Source organism: Arthrobacter jinronghuae (assembly GCF_025244825.1).
Taxonomy (GTDB): Bacteria; Actinomycetota; Actinomycetes; order Actinomycetales; family Micrococcaceae; genus Arthrobacter_B; species Arthrobacter_B jinronghuae.
The window spans coordinates 137,928-161,349 of the sequence record NZ_CP104263.1 but is presented as its reverse complement, the minus strand read 5'-3'; the positions used below and the strand labels follow the sequence as shown (position 1 = coordinate 161,349).

The following is a 23,422-nucleotide window of genomic DNA, read 5'->3' as shown; positions in this document are numbered from 1 at the left end:
AGCAGTGTGAAGATAGCTACCTGGAACGTGAACTCCATCCGCGCCCGAGCCGACCGCATTGAGGCCTGGCTGCAGCGCTCCGACGTCGACGTCCTTGCCATTCAGGAAACCAAGGCGAAAGACGACAATTTCCCCTGGGAACTGTTCGAAAAGAACGGTTACGAGGTGGCCCACTTCGGGCTGAGCCAGTGGAACGGTGTCGCGATCGCGTCCCGCGTGGGGCTCGACGACGTCGAACGCACCTTCCCGGACCAGCCGATGTTCGGCAAAACCGAAGAAACCACGGTGGCCGAGGCCCGCGCCATCGGTGCCACCTGCGGCGGCGTGCGGGTGTGGAGCCTGTACGTACCCAACGGCCGGGCCGTGGATGATCCGCACATGCCCTACAAGCTGCAGTGGCTCAAGACGCTCAAGGACCACGCAGCGGAGTGGATCACCAAGGATCCGTCCCTGGAACTGGCCCTGATGGGCGACTGGAACATTGCTCCGCAGGATGACGACGTGTGGGACATCGACTGGTTCCGCGCCCAGAATGCCACGCACATCACCGAACCCGAGCGGCAGGCCTTCAACGAGTTCCTTGACGCCGGGTTCACCGACGTCGTCCGGCCCTTCCATCCCGGCCCCGGCGTCTACACCTACTGGGACTACACCCAGCTGCGGTTCCCCAAGCGCCAGGGCATGCGCATCGACTTCGTCCTGGGCTCCCCGGCCCTGGCCAAGCGCGTAACCGGAGCCGTGATCGACCGGGAAGAACGCAAGGGCAAGGGCGCTTCGGACCACGCACCCGTGATTGTGGAACTGGACTAGCCGTGACGCGGCATCCGCAGCAGTCGCTGTACCGCACCTTCCCGTTTGTCTCCTACCTCCGCGTCTACGAGCCGCTGGACGCCTTTGATGACAGCCAGCAGCTGGCAATCATGGAGCAGCGCGCCCGCGGACGCCATGAAACCGAGGTCCTGGAACGCACGGACGCCGTCCGCCGGCTGGTCCGGGTGGTCTCGGACCCCTTCCCGCACAACGCCACGGACTTGGTCCGGGTGCTGCATTATCCGGCGCAGGAAGGGGTCACCAACCGGTTGTACTGCCCCAACCAGCTGGCCGTGCGCACCTCCCTGGCGGCGGAATCCCTGGGCGAGTCCATCCGCGGCCCCCTGGTGGACGTGCTGGTCCCGGAAGTAGCCCGCGAGGCCCACGCCGCGCGGCTGGATCCGGATTCCTTTGCCGACTCGCTGGCGAAGCTCCACACCCGCTCCGCCACCTGGGGCGTGCCCTTCGGCTGGTTTGTCCTGCTGCACGAAGAGGACCACACCGAGGTGGTGGAGGATGACGGCCATGTCCAGACCGTCCGCCTCTCCGCGCCGGTGCTGCAGTGTATTGACCGGGCGCGCGCAGCCTCGGCCGCCCTGGCCATAGCCGCTCCGGAACTGGACCTGCTGGATGAACTGGCCGAGCTGACCGCCTGGCTGGAGGTCTTTGACCCGGACGCCGTGCTGGAACTGGACTACGGCCCGGTGGCGGACCTCGTCTTCCCGGACGACTCCCCTTCCGACGTGCGGCTGGGAATCGAGTCCCTGGCCGACGGCGACATGACCGGCGCTGCGGCCGCGTACCGCCGGCTGGCGTCGCGGTGGATTCCCATCCGGCAGCTGGCCAGGGCCTCCTAGGACTCCTAGCGGACCCGGTCCTCGCGGTTGAAGCGCAGCCGGCGTCCGGCCTCCAGGCTCAGCAGCACCGGTGTCTGGTGTCCGAGGACGGTGTCCAGGGTTTCCACCAGGGCTGTGGCGTCGGCAGCAATCAGGTGCGGGGCGGCTCCCTGCCGCGGGGTAATCCGCACGCGCAGGGCGCTGCGCCCCTTCACGGAGTAGGTGCTGACGGCGGAGGCTGCAACGTCCGGGTTCTCCTGAAGGGCGCTGCGCAGGGCCTGCTCGGCCACGGTTCCGCTGATCGCGACCCGGCCGGGGGCGCCGTCGTCGTCGTACTCGGAGAGAAGTGTTCCCGTCCGCCCGCCGCCCTGGCCGGCCATCCACACCGCCATCAGCACGATGCCCAGGAAGCTAAGCACGGCCAGGGCCACCCAGATCCAGCTGCCGCCGCCCCCGGGCAGTGCCGTGGCGGAGAGCGTGGCAGCGATGGCCTGCCCGGCATCGGCGGCGAACCCGTGCCAGGCCCGTGCCGCAGCAGGCCAGGCGGAAATGAGCACCAGCCCGGCGCCGATGCACATCAGCACGAGCCCAAGAAGCCCAAGCAGGAAACGGTTCAGTGCCCGCGGTGTGGCATTCACTGTCCAATCACCCCGGCTTCGGCGACCCGGACGCGGACGGCCGGCTGCGGATCCAGTTTGGTCAGCAGCAACTCGTCCTCCACTGCACCCCGCACCGCCTCGGCATCCACGGGAGTGCCCGACGTCGGGCGGATTTGCACCTCCACCAGGGTCCTTCCCACCGTGACGAGCACCTGCTGCGGCGTGACGTCAGCGCGCATCCGGGCGCACCGGGCCAACGACGCGGCCAGGACTTCGCCGTCCACGACGACGGCGGCACGCGGGTTGGGCAGCGCATAACGGGCGCGGCGTCCGGGCAGCACGGCCGGCAGGAAGAACAGCAGGCCGGCAAGGAAGATCAGCGCGCCGGACAACCCGAGGATCAACGGGTCCGAGCCTGCGGGAAGGTCCGCCAGCCACCGCCCGAAGGTAGGCGGATCGATCAGCCACGCCTCCTGGCCCAGCGCCTGGAGCACGGATTCCAGCAGCACGTACGCGAAAAAGAGAATGCCAAGGACGGCAGCAAAGGCCGATGCGGCAGTGCGGGCTGAATGGGTTTCCCGTCGGAGGATTCTGTTGGTTACGTCCAGGTCCGCCTGCTTCATTGCACCCGCCTTCCTTCAACCGGCAGCGCGCCGGTGATGCGGATGTCGACACGGGAAAGACGGGACCCGGTAAGGTCTGCCACCCGTCGGAGCAGGACCGGTTTGGCGGCGTGTGCGCGCTCCCAGACTGTCCCGCCGGCGTGCTGCAGCATGGCCGGTGTAAGGGCCTGCAGCGGTGGCAGGGCGATGGGCAGGGATACCGAGAGCGCCAGCAGCCCGCGGTCATCGGTCCACTGCACGCGCACCTGCTGTGCCGGCACGCCGAAGTATTCGGACGCGGCGGCCTTGGCGGTGCTGGTCAGCGCCTGGGTACTGATCCGGTTATGCCCGGCCAGCCCCGCCCCGGTCTGGATCGCCGGAGGCGCGGTCATCCCGGCGGCGCTCACGAAGAGGAGCGGCGGCCGGTCAGCGCATCGGAAACGCTGCGGAAGTCGATCTTGCCTTCAGCAGCGCGGCCCAGCAGCGCTCCGACTGCAATGAACAGGGCGGTCAGCAGAAAGCCCCAAAAATCGAATATCAGTGCGGCGAAAGCCAATACGGCCCCGACTGCCATTCCCACCACTGTTGGTTTCATTTCCCCTGCCTTAATACCTGCTCCACATAACCCGGTGCGTCCTGCGAGGAACGTGCTATGAAGCCTATACCGCTTTCGCGCCGCCAACCGGTGCGGTACCGGCTGGATCGGTGGGAAGGTGTACGTCCGAAATTTCCACGTTGACTTCCACCACGCGAAGGCCCACGAGTTTCTCCACGGCACCGTAGACCGCGGCACGGACATTGTTCGCGACAACCATCAGTGCATTGCCGTAGACGGCGATCAAGCTGATATCGACGGCAACTTCCCGTTCGCCGACTTCCACATGCACACCGGAGGTGGCGCTCGTTCCGCCGACGGCGTCGCGGACGGCACCCAGCGCCCGCCCCGAACTGTTGCCGAGGTTGAAGACGCCCGGAACTGCCCGGGCAGCAATCGCGGCAACCTTGGCCACGGCCTGCTCGCTGATGGAATTGCGGCCGCCGATCGCGGCCGCATCACCGGCACCGGCCACGGCGTGCGCCGGGCTTGCCGGCGCGGGGGCGAGTGGTGGCGCAGTGACGGGAGCGTTCGCTGATGTGTTCCGGGGCTCATCCATGGGTTCAGCGTATCCCGGCAGCCGGACGTTTTGCAGGGCGCAGCAGCCGGGCTGTCAGCGCTGCGTGCGCGCCGGGCCGGCCGGGCAGCTCACAACGGTCAAAAAGAAAAACCCCGTCCTGTCTCCTGCGAGACAGCTACGGGGTTTTAGCTGGTGGCTCCGACCGGCGTCGATCCGGTGACCTTTCGATTTTCAGTCGAACGCTCTACCAACTGAGCTACAGAGCCTGGCATCATCAACCGATGATCACCGAGATCTTCCAAATCGCTTCAGAAAATCTGAGCGACCCTGACGGGACTTGAACCCGCGACCTCCGCCGTGACAGGGCGGCGCGCTAACCAGCTGCGCTACAGGGCCTTGCATTTCACGAGTGTAAACTCTACCAGATTCTCACCGGCTCATTTACCACTCCTGAGTACCCCCAACGGGATTCGAACCCGTGCCGCCGCCGTGAAAGGGCGGTGTCCTAGGCCGCTAGACGATGGGGGCCAACAGAACACACATGGATTGAAGCGGCTGGTGAACCAGTCGTTTCGCTCCGTTGTGGACTCTAAAACTATAGGGCTTATTTCCGGAATATCCAAAACGCTTCCGGTGAGGCCTGCGCCACTACAGTGGAGGGGTGCCAATCGAGATGAATCCGGATGAGTTCGACGCCTGCGTGGAAGCCGCCCTCGACTCCATTCCAGCGGACCTGTCCCGCGCCATGAACAACGTGGCGGTCTTCATTGAGGACGAGTATGTGCCGGGCCCGCACGAAGATCCGGACACGGAACTGCTGGGGGTCTACGAAGGGACCCCGCTGACCGAGCGGGATTCCTGGTGGGATGCGGGTTCCCTGCCGGACCGGATTGTGGTGTTCCGCGGGCCCTTGCTGCGGATGTGCGACAGCCGGGAGGAAGTAGTGGACGAGGTCCGCATCACCGTCATCCATGAGGTGGCCCATCACTTCGGCATCGACGACGAGCGGCTGCACGAACTGGGCTGGGGCTAGCCTTTAAGCATGGGTGAACATCACGGGCACAGCCACGGACTGGGCACAGTCACCGCTACCGGTAAGCACCGGCGGCGCCTCCTGATCGTTTTCCTCATCACCATCTCGGTGGTCCTGATCCAGGTTGCCGGCGCCCTGCTTTCGGGGTCGCTGGCGCTGCTTGCCGACGCCGGCCACATGCTTTCCGACGCAGCAGGCGTTTCCATTGCGCTGTTCGCGGCCTGGATTGCCGCCCGGCCGGCCACAAACCGGCGGACCTACGGCTACCAGCGGGCCGAAGTCCTGGCCGCCTTGGCCAATGCCGTGCTGCTGATCGTGATTGCCGTAGTGATCTTCGTCGAGGCGGTCCGCCGCCTGGGCAGCGAGCCCGACGTCGACACGGGGCTGATGCTGCCGTTCGCCGTCGTCGGCGGCCTGGCCAACCTCATTTCCCTGCTGGTCCTGCATGCCGGACGCAAGGAATCCCTGAATGTGCGAGGCGCCTACCTGGAAGTGCTGGGGGATCTCCTGGGCTCGGCTGCCGTGGTGGTTTCCGCCGTCGTCATCATGACCACCGGCTATCAGCAGGCGGATACCTGGGCCTCGTTCCTGATTGCCCTGATGATTGCCCCGCGGGCCTGGTCGCTGCTGCGGGAAGTGATCGATGTGCTGCTGGAGGCCACCCCGCAGGGCGTGGACGTGGGCATGATCCGCAACCACATTGTGTCTGTGGACGGGGTGTCCGACGCGCACGACATCCACATCTGGACCATCACCTCCGGCGTTCCGGTGTTCTCCGCACACGTGGTGGTGGAGGAGGAGCACCTCACTCCGGACGGCCTGGACACCGTACTGGACCGGCTGACCAGGTGCCTGAGCAGCCATTTCGACACCGAGCACTGCACCTTCCAGCTGGAGCCCGCCAGCCATGCCGTGCACGAGGGCCAGCAGCACGCCTAAGTACGCGGGAGGCTGCTACTCCGCAACCATGGGGCCGAAGTCAGGCCGGTCCAGCAGCCTCGGATCCTCGTGGTCCGGCACCACCATCAGCGGACCCTTGGCGTGGTGCAGCACGCTCTGGCTGGTGGACCCCATCAGCATGCCGGCAAAGCCGCCGCGGCCGCGGGTGCCCAGCACCAGGAGTTCAACCTTTGCGGTGCGTTCAATCAGGATCTCGCCCGGGGACCCGTCAACCAGTTCAACGGTCATTTCCAGTCCCGGGAAGTGGCTCTGCAGCCAGTCCCGGCCGGCGTCGAGCTGTTCATGCAGTTCCGCATGCAGCGCCTCGATGTCCAGCGGGGCAGGCACCCAGGCCAGCGAGCCGGTGAACGGCGGCAGCGCGCACAGAATACGCAGCGGCAGGCCCATACTCCGCGCCTGTTCGGCCGCAACGAGCGATGCGGCGCGGCCCTGTTCCGAGCCGTCCACTCCGACGACGACGGCGCGGTGCACGGCATCCGGGTCCGGCGAGTTTGCCGGGGGCCGCACTCCCGAGTCGGGAAGCCGTCCGGCGGTCCGCAGCGGCACCACGACGGTAGGGCACTTCGCGTGCGCGGGGAGGGCACTGGAGACCGAACCCAGCAGGCGCCCGACAAAACCGCCGCGGCCGCGTGAACCCACGACCATGAGGTCCGCGTCTTCGGAAAGCTCCAGCAGGACTGCGGCCGCATCTCCGGTCTCCACCCGGGGAATTACTTCAACCCCGTAGTGGCTGATCCGCTCCACGGCTTCATCCAGCACCTGCTGGGCGCCGTCCCGGATCATTGCGTCATCAACCGTGGTGTAGCCGGCGTCCATCGAGGAAGCGGCGAAAATGGGCACCGTGTACGCCGTCACTACGTGCAGCGGGCACTGCCGCCGCCGCGCCTCCCGGGCAGCCCAGAACAGGGCGCAGATGCTTTGGTCGGATCCGTCCACGCCGACGACGATGCCCGCAGGCCCCTCAGCGCCGGGCCCTGTACCCCAGGTCGAATCAGTCATATGCCGCTCCTTCGGGTCCCCAACCGGCAAGTCCCCTTCCGGCTGTCGTTGGCAGTAGCGTACCGCGCCGGGTGCCCGGTCACGCTACCGCTGCAGGGCAAGTGCCTATAGGGTGCCGCCTTGAAGCCTGTGGGGAGGGTTACCAAGACCGTCGGAAGGAACGACTGCGTGGATTCTTCTCCGAACGCGCAAACCGGTTCCACCGGGCATGAGGAAACAAAGCAAGATGAAGCGGCAACGGAGCTGACCGGGGCCGTGGTGATCGGCTGCGGCCTCAGCGGGTTGGCGGTGGCCACCGAACTATGCCGCCAGGGCGTGGACTCGATAGTGGTCCACGGACCGGCACCGGCCGCAGCCACCATCAGGGAAGCCGCGTCAGAGCCGGAGGTGTTCCCGGAACGGTTGGAGGTGCTGCGCGTGCTGCACGCCTATGCTGCCAGCCACCGGCTGGACGTCCGGGAGGATTCGGAAGCGCAGGAAATGACCTTGGCGGCTCCCGCCGGCCTGCTTCCGTCGCCGGCGGCTGCCAGCGGCAAATGGGCCATCCGCACCGGCAGGGAACTGCTCCTGGCCGACTATGTGGTGCTCACCAGTTGCTCCAGATCGGATCTGCGGAAGCTGGCCCGGGCGCTGGGCGTGGGCGCCGGACCGGAAGCAGTGGAGGCGTTGCGTGGAATCGGCGTATATCTGGTCGGCGTCGGCGAAAACCTGCTGCCGTCCCTCCGCGGGCTTATGCGCCAAGCGAAGGCAGCCGGTGAGGCAATCGCGGACGCGGGGTCACCTACCCCGCAAGCCCCTACCCAGGGGTGAGCGCTAGTCCTCGCGCAGCCGCCGGCGCACGATCAAGGCGATCAGCACTGCCACGGCGAGAATCACCACCGCTGCCGGCACGATCACCGGCCACGGGGATCCGGCGTCGTCGGACTGGTTCAGCACCGGGCTTTGACTTGCTGCGGGCGGCAGGGGCGCAGCAGTAGACGGAGCGGGGGTGCCGGTGCCGGTGCCGCCGCCTGCCACCGTAAACCCGAATGTCCCCTCGATCGGGTGGGCGTCAGAGGACACCACGCGCCACTGAACCGTGTAGCTGCCGGCGGGCGCTCCGGTGCGGAGCTGCTGGGTGGCGGTGTTGTCCAGGATCCGCACCGGGCCCTGCGCCCAGTCTGTTCCCTCCTCATCCAGGACCCGTACCTCGGAGCCGATGGCGGCCGGAACACTCGAAAAGGTCAGCTCCACGGATTCCGGAGCCGCATCCAGCACCGAGCCGCTGCCCGGAGTGCTGCCCGTCAGTTCATCATGCGCCGCGGCGGGCGGAGCAGATACCAGCAGCACCGCGCAGAGGGCGAGTAGGAAGACAGCGGCCACGGGGGCGAAAGCTGACCGGGAGAGGTAAGAGCGCACAGAAATCGTCACCGTTTCAGCCTAACGGAGCGCCGTTCCGGGCACCGCCATGTCCGAAACGATAAGATCTAAGTGCAGGATTCCCTCACCATCCCCCCACTGGTCAGTTCAGAGGACGCGTCATGCTCAAACAAGGTTCAAAGCTGGACCGTTACTTCGAAATCACCAAGCGGGGTTCCTCCGTATCCGCCGAAGTGCGCGGTGGCCTGGCCACTTTCTTCGCCATGAGTTACATCGTGGTCCTTAACCCCCTGATCCTCGGCGGTGAGGACTCGATGGGCAACACCATGCCCGGCCCGGCAATTGCCGCGGGCACCGCCCTGGTGGCAGGCGTCCTGACCCTGATTATGGGCATCTGGGCCAAGCACCCGTTCGCGATTGCCACAGGATTGGGTGTCAACGCCTTTGTGGCCGTGACGGTTGCCTCCAACGACGGATTGACCTGGCCTGACGTGATGGGCCTGGTAGTCATCGCGGGCCTGGCGATGGTGATCCTGGTCCTCACCGGATTCCGTACCGCCGTTTTCCGGGCCGTTCCGCCCAGCCTGAAAACCGCGATCGTGGTCGGTATCGGCCTGTTCATAGCGCTGGTCGGCCTGGTCAACGCGGGCTTTGTCCGGCGCAATCCGGATGCCGCCGGCACCACTGTTCCGCTGGGCCTGGGCAACGGCGGCCAGTTGCTGGGGTGGCCCACGCTGGTGTTCGTCTTCGGCCTGCTGCTGACCATCGTGCTGATGTCCCGCAAGGTCCGGGGCGCGATCCTCATCGGCATCGTCGCCTCGACCGCTTTCGCTGTCCTTATCGAATGGCTGGCCGATCCGGGCAGCCAGGGTGCCGGAGTGGCTACCGGCTGGTCGCTGGTGACACCGAGCATGCCCCAATGGGCTGCTCCGGATCTCTCCCTGATCGGCGATGTCAGCCTCGTAGGGTCCTTCCAGACCCTGGGCGGAGTTGCCGCCTCGCTGCTGGTCTTCGTGATCCTGCTCAGCATCTTCTTCGACGCGATGGGTACCATGGTGGGCCTCGCCACCGAGGCCGGCAGCATCGACAAGGACGGCAACATCCCCCGCGTGGAGCGCGTCCTCCTTGTGGATGCCGCAGGTGCGGTGGCCGGCGGCGGTGCCGGTGTTTCCTCCAACCAGATTTTCGTGGAGTCCGGCGCCGGCATCGGCGAAGGTGCGCGCACCGGGCTCGCCTCCGTGGTGACCGGCCTGCTGTTCATCGTGGCCATGTTCCTGACGCCGCTGATCTACCTGGTGCCGTTCGAGGCCGTGGCCCCTGCCCTAGTGGTCGTGGGCTACCTGATGGTCTCCCAGGTGGGCAAGATCGACTGGAGCGACATCGGGCTGGCCCTGCCGTCCTTCCTCACCTTCACGCTGATGCCGTTCACCTACTCGATCGCTGACGGCCTGGGTGCCGGGTTCATCTCCTTCACCATCATCCGCGTCTTCCAGGGCCGGGGCCGTGAGGTCCACCCCCTGATGTACGTGGTGGCAGCGGCATTCGCCCTGTTCTTCGGCATAGGTCCCATCAGGGAGATTGTGGGAATCTAGGCAGGGAGCTATTCCCCCCAGCACTGCTAAACAAGAAGGGATCCGCGGCTGCGGATCCCTTCTCGTTTTATCCGGTTTGGGCACCGGCAACCGCGTCAGCTAGGCGGTTGGAAAACGCTCCCACACCCGGTGGTTGGCCAGGAGCGCGGTAACGCCGGACGCAACCTCGGTGGCTCCGCCTACAACAACGCCGGCCGTTTCCGCGGGGATGCCGGCAGCCGCAAGAACCGAACCTCCATCGCCCCAGGCACCCAGGGCCTTGGCGTGGCGGAAGGCTTCGGCCAGGAGCAGGGTGACCCTCGGGTCAAGCGAGGGGTGCCCGCCGGGGTTGCCCGCCTTGGCATCCAGGCTGTCCGCCGCATCCGGTGCCGCGGCACCCGAAGCCGCCACGATCACGGCGTCGAATTCGGTGGAGCGGGCCGTCAGGTAGGTCCGCTGGACAGTGATTTCCGCACCCAGCTTGCCGCCGTGCGGGGCAATAACCAGCGGAACCATGCCCTCCGCGTGGATAGCAGCCAGGACCTCGGAAACCGAGGCAAGATCGGACGCTTCATCGGCGACAACACCGACCACCCGACCTGCCACCGGCCAAGAGCCGCCGAGCTGGCTGAGCGCAGGGCTGGGGGCGGTGTTGGCAACGTCGAGGGCAGGAGCCGGCGCCGTGAGGCCCAGGCCGGCGGCCACGTCGTCGGCAAGGCGCTTGTCGATATTCGCAAGCGACTGGAGCTGGCGCAGCCGGATGTTCTCCTCATAGCACTTGCCCAGTTCAAATGTGTAGGCCTGGACTACGTGGTCCTGCTCCACCGGAGTCAGGGAACGGAAGAACATCCGCGCCTGGCTGTAGTGGTCATCAAAGGTGGCGGGATTCTCGCGCACTTTACGGGCCGCGGGCACCTCGACGGGAACATCAATGAAGGCACTCATGTCTGCTCCGGCCATAAAGGGGCAGCCGCCGTCGAGCGAGTTGGGCTGGTACGGCGCCACGCCGGAATGGTCCGCACTCTGGTGGAACCCGTCCCGAAGCATGTCGTTGACCGGTGCATGCGGGCGGTTGATGGGAATCTGGCTGAAGTTCGGGCCACCCAGCCGGGTCAGCTGCGTATCGATGTAGGAGAACAACCGGCCCTGCAGCAGCGGGTCATTGGTGACGTCGATGCCCGGCACCAGGTGTCCGGGGTGGAAGGCCACCTGTTCGGTTTCCGCGAAGTAGTTCGTGACGTTGGCGTTCAGGGTCATGGTGCCGATGACCTGCACCGGTGCCAGTTCCTCGGGGACGAGCTTGGTCGGGTCCAGCAGGTCGATGCCCTCAAACATTTCGTCTTCGGTGTCGGGGAAGACCTGGATACCCAGATCCCACTGCGGGAACGCACCGGCTTCAATCGCGTCTGCGAGGTCGCGCCGGTGGAAGTCCGGATCCATGCCGTTAATGATCTGCGCTTCTTCCCAGACAAGGGAGTGCACGCCCTGGCGGGGCTTCCAGTGGAACTTCACCAGCGTGGTTTGACCGGCGGCGTTAATCAGCCGGAAGGTGTGGACGCCGAAGCCTTCCATGGTGCGGTAGGAGCGGGGGATGCCCCGGTCGGACATGTTCCACATGGTGTGGTGCTGCGCTTCGGTGTGGAGCGAGACGAAGTCCCAGAAGGTGTCGTGGGCGCTCTGGGCCTGCGGAATCTCACGGTCCGGGTGCGGCTTCCCGGCGTGGATTACGTCGGGGAACTTGATGGCGTCCTGGATAAAGAACACCGGAATGTTATTGCCGACCAGGTCATAGTTGCCCTCGGCGGTATAGAACTTGGTGCTGAATCCGCGGGTGTCCCGGACGGTGTCCGCGGAACCGCGGGAGCCGAGCACGGTGGAGAAGCGAACAAAGACGGGGGTTTCCACGCCCTTGGCCAGGAAGCCGGCCTGCGTGACTCCTTCGGCAGCGCCGTTGGCCGTAAACACACCGTGGGCTGCAGCGCCGCGGGCGTGGACCACGCGCTCGGGAATGCGCTCGTGGTCGAAGTGGGTGATCTTTTCACGGAGGTGGTGGTCCTGCAGCAGCACGGGGCCGCGGGGGCCGGCCTTCAGGGAGTGGTCTGTGTCCCGCAGCCGTGCGCCCTGCGCGGTGGTGAGGAACTTTCCACTCTGGGAGGTGGAGGATTTCGGTGCCCCGGTGGCCACGCCTGTAGCGGTAACGGTCTCCGGTCCGTCCTGATCCGGCTTGGGCGGCAGCGGATCGCGGGGTTCCGTCGGTTCGGCCAGTTCCGGGGCCTGCGGAGCCGGGGCGCCGGGGACGAGCGGGTCGGGATCGGATGTGTTCTTGCTGAACATGTAGCCTCCATCGTGGTTGGTCCAACCGCCGCCCGAAGGCCGCGGCCGTCCTCACCACCCTACTGAAGTAAGCATGCTGACTGTTAACCCGAGGCTGTCGGGCTGGCAGCCTTCGGCTCCGCGTGGCGCTTCACGCGGCGGGTCCGGACCGCCTATCCCGCCGGCACTTCCTGGACAGGGTCGTCATGGAGGGGCCTGGAACCGGCAGCAAAGCTGCGCACCTTTTCGTCCGCCCACAGATGGGCGGGAACCGCTCCCCCCAGCAGGGCGCGGGGCAGGGACGGATCCTCCGCAAACGGGGTGTCACTGCCGGCCAGGATGATATTGCCGTAACGACGGCCCTTCAGCATGGCCGGATCGGCTATCGCCGCGGTGTACGCAAACGCCGCACAGATGGTGGCGGCTTCGGCCCGGGCGCCGCGCAGGTCCGGCGTGTCGCCGCAGTTCACCACATAGACGCCGCCCGGAGCGAGCACCCGGGCCACCTGCGCGGTGAATTCCGCCGTCGTCAGCGGCACCGGTGTCTTGGCGCCGGCAAAGACATCGCGGATCACCAGGTCGCGGCTGTCCTCATGCAGGGTTTCAGTCACGGCACGCGCCTCCCCCACCCGCAGCCGCAGCAGGGGTGCCCGGGGCAGGTCAAACCACCCGCGGACCAGCTCCGCCAGCCTGCCGTCCAGTTCCACGGCAACCTGACGGGCACCGGGATATACGGCGGCCAGGTACCGGGCCAGCGAACACGCCGCTGCACCCAGGTGCAGGGCACGCAGCGAGGCATCCGCACGCCAGCGCGATTCCACCAGGGCGGCGATCCAGCGCATGTATTCAAAGTCCAGGTGGCGCGGGTCGGCAAGGTCGATATGCGAACTGTGCACTCCGTTCACCATCAGGATCCAACCGTCGGGGCTGAAAGAGTCCGGAACCAGTTCACATGTTCCCGTGTCGATCGGATAAGTGCCGGCCACCGGGCCGTTGCCCGCCACGGCGTCCACCGGATCCTTGCCGGGGCGCTTGCGTCCCATCAGTGCCTCACCATCCGGATTTCCACCATGCCGGTGCCGGCCCAGACCTGCGGCAGGTCCTTGGACGTTCCGTCTGCCGCGAAACCGTTGCGCCGGTAGAACGCCTGGGCGCGTGCGTTGTCCTCCAACACCCAGACATACGCGGGTTCCGTTTCGACGGCGTGCTCCAGCAAAGCCTGTCCAACACCCTTCCCGTACGCTTCAGCCAGAATGTAAATGGACCACAGTTCCAGCGGAACGTCCGCGTCGCTGTCCCGTGCGGGGCCGGCGGACGCGAAACCCAGGAGCCGGCCGTCTTCCGAATGGGCCAGCCAGTTCCGAATGGCCGGGTCCACTGCCTGTTCTGCCAGGGCTGCCCGCCGGTGTTCGACGGCGGCGCTGCGGTCCGCTTCCCGGCGCTGGAACACCTCATCCCCCAGTACATGGGCGTAACTCTCCCGCCAGGACTGCAGATGGACGGACACAAAGTCCTCGGCATCGCCGGGGAGTGCGCGCCGGATAGTAAAGCTCATGTCTCCAGCTTAAGTCGGCACAGGCTGCGTCCCGGACGGCGAGCAGTCACAGCACCAGTGCGAGCGCGAAGCCGTCCCACCCCTTGCTCCCTACTGTCTGCAGTGCCGTGGTGTCCAGCCGCGGATGCGAGCCAAGAATGTCCACGGCGGCACGGGTGCCCTGCACCGCTTCGTCGCCGCCGGGGTCCAGGACGCTGCCGCCGCGGACCACATTGTCCACCACAATCACACTCCCCGGCCGGGACAGCTTCACCGCCCACTCCAGGTAGGCGGGGTTGTTGACCTTATCTGCGTCAATGAAAAACAGATCGAACGGCTCCCCGCCGGCAAGATCCGGCAGGGTGTCCAAGGCTGCGCCTACCCGAATGGTCACCCGGTCCAGAAGCCCGGCCGCGGCAAGATTGGCGCGGGCCACCTCCGCATGGCGGGGTTCGTATTCACACGTGATCAGTTCGCCGTCGTCGGGCAGTGCCCGGGCCAGCCAGGCAGTACTGAACCCGCCCAGGGTACCGATCTCGAGTATCCGCCGGGCACCGGCGATGCGGGCCAGCAGCATCAGGAACTTTCCCTGCGCGGCGGATACCTCGATGGGCGGAAGCCCGGCGGCCCCGGTCGCGGCGACAATGGCCTTCAGCTGGTCATCCGGCTGCACCACCCGGCTGCTGAAGTACTCCTCGACCTGCTCCCACTGCGACATCTCCTGCTCCCGTTCCGCCGGTGCGTCCGGCCGCTGCATGCCTAGGCGTGCCCGCTGTACTCGTCCAGTTCGCCGAGTGCCTTTTCCAGCCGTTCCACCTTGCCGGTCAACTCGCCGGTGTGCCCCGGCCGGATATCCGCCTTGAGCACCAGCGAAACCCGGCTGCCATACTGGCCAACCGCTTCCGTGGCCCGGCGGATTACATCCATCACTTCGTCCCACTCACCCTCCAGGGTGGTGAACATGGCGTCCGTGGAATTCGGCAGGCCGGATTCCCTGACGATTTGAACTGCGGCGGCCACGGCGTCGTGCACCGAGGCCGAAGGACCGGCGGCGGGGGTCTGCGGGCCGGTACCGGAGGGAGCGACGGAAAAAGCTACAAGCATCTGCCCAGTGTGCCACCGCAGGCACCAAAAAACCCGCGCAGGCTGCCAGCCGGCGCGGGTTTAGAGGTTTACTGGAGGACCGTCCGGCCCGCCGGACTCAGACTGCCGTGTCCTGGTTCGCACCTGCGGCGGCCACGTCCTGGAACTTCTCGTTCAGACGTGAATGCCGCTGGCCGTAGGCGAAGTACAGCAGGAAGCCGATAACCAGCCAGCCCGCGAAGTAGATCCAGGTCTCAACTGCAAGGTTGGTCATCAGGTACAGGCACAGCACTGCGGAAAGGACCGGGATCACCGGACCGAAGGGCACCCGGAAGGCGGGGCGCAGGTCCGGACGCTTCTTCCGCAGCACGAGGATGCCCAGGCTCACCACCACGAACGCGGAGAGCGTGCCGATGTTGATCATTTCCTCGAGTACGTCCACCCGCGTGAACCCTGCCACCACCGCAACCAGGACACCGAGGATGATCTGCAGCCGGGCCGGCGTCGAGTGCTTGTCGCTGGTCCGGGAGAGCGAGCGGGGCAGCAGGCCGTCCCGGGACATCGCCAGCACCACGCGGGCCAGGCCCATCAGCAGCACCATGATCACCGTGGTCAGGCCGATCAGGGATCCGACGGCGATGACCGATGCCGCTCCCGTGTTCCCCACAAGGGCAAAGGCCGTGGCGAGGTTGGGGTCTTCGGCTGCGGCCAGTTCGGTGTAGGGGACCATGCCCGTCAGGGCCAGGGAGACGCCGATATAAAGCAGCGTGACCACGGCCAGGCCGGCGAAGATGCCCCGCGGCAGCGTCTTGCCAGGGTCCTTGACCTCTTCGGCAGAGGTGGCCACCACGTCGAATCCGATGAAAGCGAAGAAAACAATGGCGGCGCCGGCAAAGACACCGAACAATCCGTACTGCGCAGGAGCGGCACCGGTCATGAAGGAGAACAGGGACTGCTGAAGGACCCCGGAGCTTCCATCAGTGGCGGTGGAGACCGGATCCGGAATAAACGGCGTGTAGTTCTCCGCCTTGACGTAGAAGAAACCGGCGACGATCACGAAGAGCACCACGCCCACCTTGATGATGGTGAAAACGTTGCTCACCTGGGCGGAAAGCTTGGTGCCCATGACCAGCAGGAAGGTAAAGACTGCAACGATCAGGAACGGGCCCCAGGTCAGCGAAATCACGCCCAGTTCCAGCGTTGCCGGTATATCCCAGCCGATAAGTGCAAAAACCTCGCTGAGGTAGATGCCCCAGTACTTTGCAATAACCGCCGCTGCGGTGAACAGCTCCAGGATGAGGTTCCAGCCGATGATCCAGGCGGCCAGCTCGCCCATCGTGGCGTAGGTGAACACGTAGGCGGAGCCTGCCACCGGAATGGCCGTGGCGAACTCGGCGTAACACATAATGGCGAGCGCGCAGGTGATTGCCGCCAGTACGAACGAAAGGGTTACGGCCGGGCCGGAGAACTGCCCCGCCGCCCGGGCGCCTACCGAGAAGATACCGGCGCCTACGGCCACCGCGACGCCCATGATCATGAGGTCCCAGGTGGTGAGTGAGCGCTTTAGCCGACGGCCGGGCTCGTCGGCGTCCGCAAGGGAACTCTCGATGGGTTTGGTACGGAAGAGACTCACGTGGATCCTCGCCTTATCTGAGGGAAAAACTAACCGATCAATCGTAGGCTGAGCGCCGTGCGGCTCTTATTTTAGTCTCACATGCTGAGACAACCGAGTCCAAGAAGCACCCCCTGGGGAACCGGCGCCGGGGCTCTGGCTGGCAAGTGCCGCAGCCTTTTGGGAGGATGGATATGACGTACGCCACTCGCTTGTCAGGGGCGGCTAACCCAGGTTTCATCCCGGCAACGAACGGACAAGCAGCTATGGCCCGTGGAATCTATGTAAGCGCCATGACGCCCGGATCCGGCAAATCCCTGATCAGTCTGGGGCTGGCGGACATGCTCGGCCGGCATGCAGACCGGGTTGGCTTCTTCCGGCCGATCGTCGAGGGCGACCATCCGGCGCAGGATCCCATGGTGGAGCTGATGCAGCGCCGCTTCAACCTTGGTCCGGCCACCTGCCGCGGCGGCCTCACCCGGGCACAGCTGCGTGCGCTGCTGGTTGCCGGGGAGCGGGGCGAGGTCGATGCCCGCTGCCTGGCCGTCTACAGCGAAATTGCCGCGAACTGCGATGTCGTCATTGTCGAAGGCACCGACCTCTCCGGGCACGACGTCGCCCTGGAGTTCGATCTCAACGCCCGGCTGGCCAATGACCTGGGCACTGTCGTGCTCGCCGTCGTCAACGCCCAGGAAACCACGGCGGCGGAGACGGCCGACGCCGTCGACGTGGCCCGCCGCCAATTGGCCGACGCGAAGTGCGACCTGCTGGCCGTGATGGTCAACCGGGCAGCACCGTCCGACGTCGAGGCCATCACCGCCGCCATCCGGCCCGGACAGAGCGGCCGGCCGGTCTACGTCATTCCCGAACAGAGTGAAATCTCCCAGCCGTCGATCGCCGAAGTGCAGACGGCGCTGCAGGCCCGCCAGGTGGCCGGCAGCGCCAACCTTGAACGCGACGTTTCCGCCGTCAAGGTGGCCGCCATGACCGTGGGGAATTTCATCCCCCAGCTCTCGGACGGGACTCTGGTGATCGTCCCCGCCGACCGCGCGGACGTTATGGTCGCCACTCTGGCGTCCTCCTTCTCCTCCGACTTTCCCGTCGCCAGCGGCATGATCCTCACCGGCGGCATCGACGTGGAACCGGCCATTCTGGGACTGCTGGCCTCGGCACCCTTTCCCGTCTTTGAAGTCGGGACGGACACCTATGTCACCGCTCGCCGGGTCAGCCGGGTCCGCGGCGAGATTTCCAGTGGAAACCGGCGGAAGGTCGCTGCAGCGCTGGGCACCTGGTCTCGACATGTGGATGAGGCAGAGATGCTGGAACGCCTGGCACTACCCCGTCCGGCCACCACCACTCCCCTGCGCTTCCTCAACGAGCTGATCGTGCGGGCACGTACAAGCCGGCAGCGGATCGTACTGCCGGAAGGGTTGGACCTGCGGGTGCTGCAGGCGGCGGAGATCCTCAGCCGGCGGGACGTCTGTGCCCTGACGGTACTGGGACCGGAGGGCCAGATCCGCGAGCTGGCAGCAAGCCAAGGCGTTGACCTTTCCAACATCAACCTCATCAACCCGGCGACCAGTGCCCTGCGCGAAGAATTCGCCAGGGAATACGCCACACTCCGTAAGCACAAGGGCGTATCCCTGGAAGACGCCAACGAACGTATGCTCCACGGGGCATATTTCGGCACCATGATGGTGCAGCTGGGCAGGATGGACGGCATGGTCTCCGGCGCAGCCCACACCACTGCCAACACCATCCGGCCCGCACTGGAGTTCATCCGGACCCGGGAAGGCGTCAAGATTGTCTCCTCGGTGTTCCTGATGCTGCTGGAAGACCGCGTCCTTGTTTACGGCGACTGCGCCGTAAACCCGGACCCGGACGCCGAGCAGCTGGCGGACATCGCCTTGGCCTCCGCCGCAACCGCCGAACAGTTCGGAGTCACGCCGCGGGTCGCCATGCTCTCCTACTCCACCGGCTCCTCCGGAACGGGTGGCTCGGTGGAACGCGTACGGCAGGCCACCGAGCTGGTCCGCCGTGCCCGCCCGGACCTCCCGGTGGAAGGACCCATCCAGTACGATGCCGCCGTCGACGCCTCCGTAGCCGCCTCCAAGGCGCCGGGCTCCTCGGTGGCGGGACAGGCCACGGTGTTCATCTTCCCCGACCTGAATACCGGAAATAACACCTATAAGGCCGTCCAGCAGTCCGCCGGAGCCGTGGCCGTGGGCCCGATCCTGCAGGGCCTGCGCAAACCGGTCAACGACCTCAGCCGCGGCTGCACCGTTGAGGACATCGTGAACACCGTAGCCATCACCGCGGTGCAGGCACAGGAGGATTAAATGCTGGTTCTTGTCATCAATTCCGGTTCCTCTTCGCTGAAGTACCAGGTTCGGGAGACCAACACCCAGGAGCTGCTGGCCAAGGGCATCATTGACCGGATCGGCGACGTGGTTCCGGACCACGCCTCCGCACTGGAAGAACTCAGCAGCCGGCTCCGCGACGAGCTGGACGGACGCACAATCGACGCCGTGGGGCATCGGGTGGTGCACGGCGGGGAACGCTTCAGCGAACCCGTACTGGTCAACAACGAAATTGTCCGCTCAATTGAACGGCTCAGCCCGCTGGCCCCGCTGCACAACCCCGCGAGCGCCATGGGTATCCGCGCCGTCCATGACAAGTGGCCGAAGATCCCGCAGGTGGCCGTCTTCGACACCGCTTTCCACCGCACCCTGCCCGAACACGCCTGGCGCTACGCGCTGCCCGACAGCCTGTACCGGCGCCACGGCATCCGTCGCTACGGCTTCCACGGCACCAGCTACGCCTACGTGGCACCGGCCGCTGCACGGTTCCTGGGCATTGAGCCTGCAGAGTTCGACGGCGTGATCGCCCATCTGGGCAACGGAGCCTCGGTGGCGGCCATCAAGGGCGGCAGGAGCATCGACACGTCCATGGGATTCACCCCGCTGGAGGGCCTGGTGATGGGCACCCGCAGCGGAGACGTTGACCCGTCGATCCTCATTTTCCTGGCCCGCCAGGGGTACGACGCCGATGCCCTGGACAACCTGCTCAACCGGGAGTCCGGGCTGCGGGCCCTGGCCGGCGAGTCGGACATGCGCGGCATCGAGGAAGCGGCCGACAACGGTAATGAGCAGGCCCGGCTGGCCCTGACCGTGGCCGCCTACCGGCTGGCCAAGTACATCGGCGGCTACCACGTGGCCGTCGGCGGCGCGCAGGCGGTGGTTTTCACTGCGGGGATCGGCGAAAACGGCTGGAGTTTCCGCCAGCTGGTGGTGGACCAGCTGGGTCCCCTCGGCATCCGGCTCGACACCGAAGCCAACCTTGCAACCGGCAAGCAGGCCCGGCGGATCAGCACGCCCGACTCCGCCATTCCCGTCCTCGTAGTGCCCACCGACGAAGAGGAAGCCATTGCGGAGGCGACCGCCGCCGTCGTCGAACGCCACACGGAATCCGCTGCTACGTTCTAAGCGTTTGCAACCGAAATCAGCTAAAAAGGAAAGAACGGCAGACAGCGGGACATCCGCGTTGGTACGGTTGCAGACCCGGTTAAGCAGCGGCCGGGAATACCTGTCGGCGTGGAGAAGACATGGAAAAGCCGCTTCGTGTCCTGGTCCGGATAGATACGCGGAATGCAGCAGCCTCGATTGAAGTCCGCGGAGCACTCACAGGCGCCAGCTGCGGGACCCTGCTGAACATCCTCCAGCACACCGCCACCCTCGGCGCCGATATCTGCGTGAACCTCACGCGCACCGCCCGGATCGAAGCCGCTGCCTTGGAGGTGCTTGCCGGGGTCGCGGACGACGTCGAGCGCTCGGCGCCCGCCCACCTGCAGCTGCGCGTGCACATCCAGCTTCCACCGGATGCCCTGCCCGGCCATCCAGCCGCCGGCAGCCTTCCCCCGGGGAGCCAGGAAGCACTGGATAACGAGACTGCACTGGAAATGATCCTGCGCCGGGATACCCGGGTCCTTGCCGGACCCCGCGAAACCGCCCCCAGGGACACCGCGGTACCCGCCGGAACCGCTCCGCGGTGGCGTAGCCTGCCGGCCCGGCCCTCCTAGCCTGCCCGCAAACCCCTTCCGCCCCGCCGAAGGCATTCTGCCCGAGAAAACACCTGTTTTGTCAGTACGCTTATGAATTGACACAATGGGAGTTAGTTCTTTCAACGCACTTCAGAATGCAACCAGCAGGAGGATCGCACGTGAAAGCAGTTACATGGCAGGGTAAAGAGTCCGTCAGCGTCGAGGTAGTTCCGGATCCGGTGATCCAGGAACCCACCGACGCGATCATCCGCGTCACCTCCACCGCGGTCTGTGGATCAGACCTCCACCTTTACGGCGTGCTGATGCCGTACATGAAGCCGGGTGACATCCTGGGCCATGAGTCCATGGGCATCGTGGAAGAGGTCGGCTCGGCAGTCACCAATCTGAAGAAGGGCGACCGGGTGGTCATCCCCTTCCAGATTGCCTGCGGCAGCTGTTTCATGTGCCGCCAGGGCCTGCAGACCCAGTGTGAAGTCACCCAGGTCCGCGAAAAGGGAATGGGTGCCCAGCTGTTCGGCTTCTCGGAGCTCTACGGTTCCGTCCCGGGCGGCCAGGCTGAATACCTGCGCGTGCCGCATGCTGACTACGGCCCCATCAAGGTCGGCTCGGAACTGCCGGACCACCGTTACCTGTTCCTCTCCGACATCCTGCCCACCGCCTGGCAGGGCGTGCAGTACGCCAACGTGCCCGACGGCGGCACCCTGGCCGTCTACGGCCTGGGACCGGTTGGCCAGTTTGCTGCCCGCATCGGCACCCACCTCGGCTACCGCGTCATCGCCGTGGAGCCCGAGGAGGAGCGCCGGAAGCTCGCTGCACAGTACGGCGTCGAGGTGCTGGACCTGCACAAGGACGTAGCCGACGAGCTGCGTGAAATGACCGACGGCCGCGGCCCGGATTCCGTAGTGGATGCCGTCGGCATGGAAGCACACGGCTCCCCGGTCGGCAAGGCTGCGCAGACTGCGGTTGGCCTCCTCCCGGACAAGCTGGCGCAGAAGGCCATGGAAACGGCCGGGACCGACCGGCTCTCCGCCCTGCACGGCGCACTCGACGCCGTCCGCCGCGGCGGAACGGTCTCACTCAGCGGCGTGTACGGCGGCACGGCCAGCCCGATGCCGCTGATGAACATGTTCGACAAGCAGCTGAACCTGCGGATGGGCCAGTGCAACGTCAAGCGCTGGGTTGATGACCTGATTCCGCTGGTCGAGGATCCGGCCGACCCGCTGGGCGTGACCAACCTGGTGACCCACCAGGCCGGCCTCGAGGACGCACCGGAGCTGTACCGGAAGTTCCAGCAGAAGGAAGACGGCTGCATCAAGGTTGTTTTCCAGCCCGGCATCCAGAACTAACGGATACCGGATCCGCCCTGAAAAGCCAGGACCCGCCGCAAGGTGCGGGTCCTGGCTTTTGCGGTTAACCGCCCCGGGCACCCCGCCCGGAGTGCCCGCCGGGAAGGCTCGCAGATGTAATTCGCACCACACACCCCTGTGGCCCTACACTCATTGAGGTTCCAAAAACGAACACGCGTTCGGTATGCGTACAGCACGGCCGGGCACCCCCACCTCAAGAGCAAGTTAGGTAAGACCCATGGAAATCAAGGAACGCATCGAAGCGGCTCCCATGAAGCGCATGCAGGTCGGCATTGTCGCCATCTGCGTCGCCCTGAACATGATCGACGGCTTTGATGTCCTGGTCATGGCTTTCAGCGCCAATTCGATCAGCGAGCACTGGGACCTCAGCGGTGCCCAGCTGGGCATGCTGCTCTCCTCGGCCCTCTTCGGCATGGCCGTGGGATCCATCCTGGTGGCCCAGGTGGCTGACATCATCGGCCGGCAGAAGACCATCCTGATCTGCGCCCTGGTGATTTCCGCGGGCATGTTCGCCTCCGCGTTCGCTCCCTCCTACGAAGTCCTCTTTGTCCTGCGCTTCATCACCGGCCTGGCCATCGGCACCATGCAGGCGAGCCTCAACGTCTTCGTCTCTGAGTACTCCTCGGCCAAACGGCGTTCCACCTCCATCAGCTTCTACAGCGCGGGGCAGCCTATCGGCGGCATGCTGGGCGGCATCATTGCGGGCATCCTGATCGCGGCCTACAGCTGGCATGCGGCGTTCATTTTCGGCGGCATCATCACGCTGGCCATGATTCCGTTCATCCTGAAGCTGCTGCCCGAATCCCTGGACTACCTCATGACCCGGCGTCCTGACGGCGCGCTGGACAAGACCAACCGCATCCTGGCCCGCCTGGACCAGCCGCAGATCACCGAACTGCCCCTCATCCCCAAGGGCACGGCACTGACCGTCGGCTCACGCTGGAAGTCCCTGTTCTCCGGCAAGTACGCGGCGACCACCGTCTTCCTGTCCATCGCATTCATGATGCTGATGGCCAGCTTCTACTTCGCGAACTCCTGGACGCCCAAGCTGGTCGCTGCCAGCGGCTTCACGGCGCAGGACGGCATCGACGCCGGCGTGCTCTTCAGCCTCGGCGCGATCATCGGTTCCATTGTCTTCGGACTCATCGCCGCCCGCTTCGCCGTCAAGTGGGTCCTGGTCACGTTCTTTGTCCTCGCCGCAGGCGGCTTCGGCGTGTACGCGGTCTCCACCGGCGCACTGCCCACGGCCCTGCTGGCGGCGGCCCTCCTGGGCTTCCTGGTGAACGCAGGCATCGCCGGCATGTTCTCCATCGGTCCCGTGTACTACTCCTCGGATGTACGCGCCACGGCGGTCGGGTTCATTACCGGCATGGGCCGGGTAGGTGCCATCATCTCCCCGATCGTGGCCGGCTCCCTGATTGACGGCGGCTGGGAACCCGGCAACCTTTACTTCCTCTTCATCGTTCCGATGCTTGTGGGCGGCGGAGCGATCGCCTGCCTGCGCACCAGCCGAAGCAAGGCGGCCGCACCGGCGGCCCTCCGCAAGGACACCGTCCCGGCCTGACCTGC

At 66.0% G+C, this 23,422-nt stretch carries 24 protein-coding genes and 3 tRNA genes; 11 read left to right on the top strand and 16 right to left on the bottom strand.

Annotated features, from left to right (window positions below):
* Positions 1–6: 6 nt before the first annotated feature.
* Positions 7–810, top strand: a complete 804-nt coding sequence (locus N2K98_RS00820) for an exodeoxyribonuclease III (protein WP_255796194.1) — start codon at positions 7–9, stop codon at positions 808–810.
* Between the two features lie 2 nt (positions 811–812).
* Entirely contained in the window at positions 813–1,667 is an 855-nt protein-coding gene (locus N2K98_RS00815; protein WP_255796195.1) for a hypothetical protein, read from the top strand.
* A 5-nt stretch (positions 1,668–1,672) separates the two neighbouring features.
* On the opposite strand, the gene N2K98_RS00810 is transcribed toward N2K98_RS00815, so the two are convergent.
* The 8 genes from N2K98_RS00810 to N2K98_RS00775 all read right to left on the bottom strand — a co-directional run bounded on the left by N2K98_RS00810 (position 1,673) and on the right by N2K98_RS00775 (position 4,490).
* Positions 1,673–2,284, bottom strand: coding sequence for a hypothetical protein (locus N2K98_RS00810; RefSeq protein WP_255864400.1), 612 nt, complete (start codon positions 2,282–2,284; stop codon positions 1,673–1,675).
* The gene (locus N2K98_RS00805) at positions 2,281–2,868 is read right to left on the bottom strand and encodes an Asp23/Gls24 family envelope stress response protein (protein ID WP_255796197.1); all 588 of its coding nucleotides are present in this window, start codon (positions 2,866–2,868) and stop codon (positions 2,281–2,283) included. The genes N2K98_RS00810 and N2K98_RS00805 overlap by 4 nt, the downstream gene beginning before the upstream one ends.
* A complete protein-coding gene (locus N2K98_RS00800) occupies positions 2,865–3,239 on the bottom strand; it encodes a hypothetical protein (protein WP_255796734.1) in 375 nt (124 codons plus the stop codon). The genes N2K98_RS00805 and N2K98_RS00800 overlap by 4 nt, the downstream gene beginning before the upstream one ends.
* 11 nt (positions 3,240–3,250) lie before the next feature.
* The gene (locus tag N2K98_RS00795; protein ID WP_229951443.1) at positions 3,251–3,442 is read right to left on the bottom strand and encodes a DUF2273 domain-containing protein; all 192 of its coding nucleotides are present in this window, start codon (positions 3,440–3,442) and stop codon (positions 3,251–3,253) included.
* A gap of 64 nt (positions 3,443–3,506) precedes the next feature.
* Positions 3,507–4,001, bottom strand: coding sequence for an Asp23/Gls24 family envelope stress response protein (locus N2K98_RS00790; RefSeq protein ID WP_255864401.1), 495 nt, complete (start codon positions 3,999–4,001; stop codon positions 3,507–3,509).
* A gap of 151 nt (positions 4,002–4,152) precedes the next feature.
* Positions 4,153–4,228: transfer RNA gene (locus N2K98_RS00785), tRNA-Phe, on the bottom strand.
* A 56-nt stretch (positions 4,229–4,284) separates the two neighbouring features.
* Positions 4,285–4,358: transfer RNA gene (locus N2K98_RS00780), tRNA-Asp, on the bottom strand.
* A 59-nt stretch (positions 4,359–4,417) separates the two neighbouring features.
* Positions 4,418–4,490, bottom strand: a tRNA-Glu gene (locus tag N2K98_RS00775).
* Between the two features lie 145 nt (positions 4,491–4,635).
* Here N2K98_RS00775 and N2K98_RS00770 point away from each other — a divergent pair.
* Positions 4,636–4,995 (top strand): metallopeptidase family protein, encoded by a 360-nt coding sequence (locus N2K98_RS00770; RefSeq protein WP_229951535.1) that lies wholly within the window; start codon positions 4,636–4,638, stop codon positions 4,993–4,995.
* A gap of 9 nt (positions 4,996–5,004) precedes the next feature.
* Positions 5,005–5,934, top strand: coding sequence for a cation diffusion facilitator family transporter (locus N2K98_RS00765; protein WP_255796199.1), 930 nt, complete (start codon positions 5,005–5,007; stop codon positions 5,932–5,934).
* A gap of 15 nt (positions 5,935–5,949) precedes the next feature.
* Here N2K98_RS00765 and N2K98_RS00760 read toward each other — a convergent pair whose 3' ends face one another.
* Positions 5,950–6,954, bottom strand: coding sequence for a universal stress protein (locus N2K98_RS00760; RefSeq protein ID WP_255796200.1), 1,005 nt, complete (start codon positions 6,952–6,954; stop codon positions 5,950–5,952).
* A gap of 168 nt (positions 6,955–7,122) precedes the next feature.
* Here N2K98_RS00760 and N2K98_RS00755 point away from each other — a divergent pair, with 168 nt between their 5' ends.
* The gene (locus N2K98_RS00755; RefSeq protein WP_255864402.1) at positions 7,123–7,764 is read left to right on the top strand and encodes an NAD(P)/FAD-dependent oxidoreductase; all 642 of its coding nucleotides are present in this window, start codon (positions 7,123–7,125) and stop codon (positions 7,762–7,764) included.
* Positions 7,765–7,767: 3 nt separating this feature from the next.
* On the opposite strand, the gene N2K98_RS00750 is transcribed toward N2K98_RS00755, so the two are convergent.
* Positions 7,768–8,364: a copper resistance CopC family protein gene (locus N2K98_RS00750; RefSeq protein ID WP_255864403.1), complete on the bottom strand. Its 597-nt coding sequence runs from the start codon at positions 8,362–8,364 to the stop codon at positions 7,768–7,770.
* Between the two features lie 110 nt (positions 8,365–8,474).
* Between N2K98_RS00750 and N2K98_RS00745 the strand changes: the two genes are divergently transcribed.
* Entirely contained in the window at positions 8,475–9,905 is a 1,431-nt protein-coding gene (locus N2K98_RS00745) for an NCS2 family permease (protein ID WP_255864404.1), read from the top strand.
* Between the two features lie 99 nt (positions 9,906–10,004).
* Here the strand turns inward: N2K98_RS00745 and N2K98_RS00740 are convergent, their stop codons facing one another.
* The 6 genes from N2K98_RS00740 to N2K98_RS00715 form a co-directional block, all read right to left on the bottom strand.
* Positions 10,005–12,218 carry a catalase gene (locus tag N2K98_RS00740; protein ID WP_255864405.1) on the bottom strand — a complete coding sequence of 738 codons (2,214 nt, stop codon included), beginning with the start codon at positions 12,216–12,218 and terminating at the stop codon, positions 10,005–10,007.
* A 152-nt stretch (positions 12,219–12,370) separates the two neighbouring features.
* Positions 12,371–13,240: a spermidine synthase gene (locus N2K98_RS00735; RefSeq protein WP_255864406.1), complete on the bottom strand. Its 870-nt coding sequence runs from the start codon at positions 13,238–13,240 to the stop codon at positions 12,371–12,373.
* Complete coding sequence (locus N2K98_RS00730) at positions 13,240–13,752, bottom strand: GNAT family N-acetyltransferase (RefSeq protein WP_255796206.1); 513 nt, start codon at positions 13,750–13,752, stop codon at positions 13,240–13,242. The genes N2K98_RS00735 and N2K98_RS00730 overlap by 1 nt, the downstream gene beginning before the upstream one ends.
* Positions 13,753–13,798: 46 nt before the next feature.
* Positions 13,799–14,449 (bottom strand): O-methyltransferase, encoded by a 651-nt coding sequence (locus tag N2K98_RS00725; protein WP_255864407.1) that lies wholly within the window; start codon positions 14,447–14,449, stop codon positions 13,799–13,801.
* A 41-nt stretch (positions 14,450–14,490) separates the two neighbouring features.
* On the bottom strand, positions 14,491–14,835 hold the full coding sequence (locus N2K98_RS00720) for a thiamine-binding protein (RefSeq protein WP_255796208.1): 345 nt from the start codon (positions 14,833–14,835) through the stop codon (positions 14,491–14,493).
* 97 nt (positions 14,836–14,932) lie between these two features.
* A complete protein-coding gene (locus N2K98_RS00715; RefSeq protein WP_255864408.1) occupies positions 14,933–16,447 on the bottom strand; it encodes an amino acid permease in 1,515 nt (504 codons plus the stop codon).
* Between the two features lie 245 nt (positions 16,448–16,692).
* Here N2K98_RS00715 and pta point away from each other — a divergent pair, with 245 nt between their 5' ends.
* The 5 genes from pta to N2K98_RS00690 all read left to right on the top strand — a co-directional run bounded on the left by pta (position 16,693) and on the right by N2K98_RS00690 (position 23,417).
* A complete protein-coding gene (gene pta, locus N2K98_RS00710; RefSeq protein ID WP_255796210.1) occupies positions 16,693–18,765 on the top strand; it encodes a phosphate acetyltransferase in 2,073 nt (690 codons plus the stop codon).
* Positions 18,766–19,911, top strand: a complete 1,146-nt coding sequence (locus N2K98_RS00705; protein ID WP_255864409.1) for an acetate/propionate family kinase — start codon at positions 18,766–18,768, stop codon at positions 19,909–19,911.
* A 119-nt stretch (positions 19,912–20,030) separates the two neighbouring features.
* Positions 20,031–20,504 (top strand): hypothetical protein, encoded by a 474-nt coding sequence (locus tag N2K98_RS00700; protein ID WP_255864410.1) that lies wholly within the window; start codon positions 20,031–20,033, stop codon positions 20,502–20,504.
* A gap of 140 nt (positions 20,505–20,644) precedes the next feature.
* Positions 20,645–21,832, top strand: coding sequence for a zinc-dependent alcohol dehydrogenase (locus tag N2K98_RS00695; RefSeq protein WP_255796213.1), 1,188 nt, complete (start codon positions 20,645–20,647; stop codon positions 21,830–21,832).
* Positions 21,833–22,070: 238 nt separating this feature from the next.
* On the top strand, positions 22,071–23,417 hold the full coding sequence (locus N2K98_RS00690) for an MFS transporter (RefSeq protein ID WP_255864411.1): 1,347 nt from the start codon (positions 22,071–22,073) through the stop codon (positions 23,415–23,417).
* Positions 23,418–23,422: the final 5 nt, after the last annotated feature.

Excerpts from the sequence above, each read along its gene's own strand:
- N2K98_RS00800 (WP_255796734.1), bottom strand. The coding sequence starts at position 3,239 with ATGACCGCGCCTCCGGCGATCCAGACCGGGGCGGGGCTGGCCGGGCAT.
- N2K98_RS00720 (WP_255796208.1), bottom strand. The coding sequence starts at position 14,835 with ATGCTTGTAGCTTTTTCCGTCGCTCCCTCCGGTACCGGCCCGCAGACC.
- N2K98_RS00795 (WP_229951443.1), bottom strand. The coding sequence starts at position 3,442 with ATGAAACCAACAGTGGTGGGAATGGCAGTCGGGGCCGTATTGGCTTTC.
- N2K98_RS00735 (WP_255864406.1), bottom strand. The coding sequence starts at position 13,240 with ATGGGACGCAAGCGCCCCGGCAAGGATCCGGTGGACGCCGTGGCGGGC.
- N2K98_RS00790 (WP_255864401.1), bottom strand. The coding sequence starts at position 4,001 with ATGGATGAGCCCCGGAACACATCAGCGAACGCTCCCGTCACTGCGCCA.
- N2K98_RS00725 (WP_255864407.1), bottom strand. The coding sequence starts at position 14,449 with ATGTCGCAGTGGGAGCAGGTCGAGGAGTACTTCAGCAGCCGGGTGGTG.
- N2K98_RS00730 (WP_255796206.1), bottom strand. The coding sequence starts at position 13,752 with ATGAGCTTTACTATCCGGCGCGCACTCCCCGGCGATGCCGAGGACTTT.
- N2K98_RS00705 (WP_255864409.1), top strand. The coding sequence starts at position 18,766 with ATGCTGGTTCTTGTCATCAATTCCGGTTCCTCTTCGCTGAAGTACCAG.
- N2K98_RS00745 (WP_255864404.1), top strand. The coding sequence starts at position 8,475 with ATGCTCAAACAAGGTTCAAAGCTGGACCGTTACTTCGAAATCACCAAG.
- N2K98_RS00700 (WP_255864410.1), top strand. The coding sequence starts at position 20,031 with ATGGAAAAGCCGCTTCGTGTCCTGGTCCGGATAGATACGCGGAATGCA.
- N2K98_RS00740 (WP_255864405.1), bottom strand. The coding sequence starts at position 12,218 with ATGTTCAGCAAGAACACATCCGATCCCGACCCGCTCGTCCCCGGCGCC.
- N2K98_RS00690 (WP_255864411.1), top strand. The coding sequence starts at position 22,071 with ATGGAAATCAAGGAACGCATCGAAGCGGCTCCCATGAAGCGCATGCAG.
- pta (WP_255796210.1), top strand. The coding sequence starts at position 16,693 with ATGGCCCGTGGAATCTATGTAAGCGCCATGACGCCCGGATCCGGCAAA.
- N2K98_RS00805 (WP_255796197.1), bottom strand. The coding sequence starts at position 2,868 with ATGAAGCAGGCGGACCTGGACGTAACCAACAGAATCCTCCGACGGGAA.
- N2K98_RS00770 (WP_229951535.1), top strand. The coding sequence starts at position 4,636 with ATGAATCCGGATGAGTTCGACGCCTGCGTGGAAGCCGCCCTCGACTCC.
- N2K98_RS00760 (WP_255796200.1), bottom strand. The coding sequence starts at position 6,954 with ATGACTGATTCGACCTGGGGTACAGGGCCCGGCGCTGAGGGGCCTGCG.
- N2K98_RS00765 (WP_255796199.1), top strand. The coding sequence starts at position 5,005 with ATGGGTGAACATCACGGGCACAGCCACGGACTGGGCACAGTCACCGCT.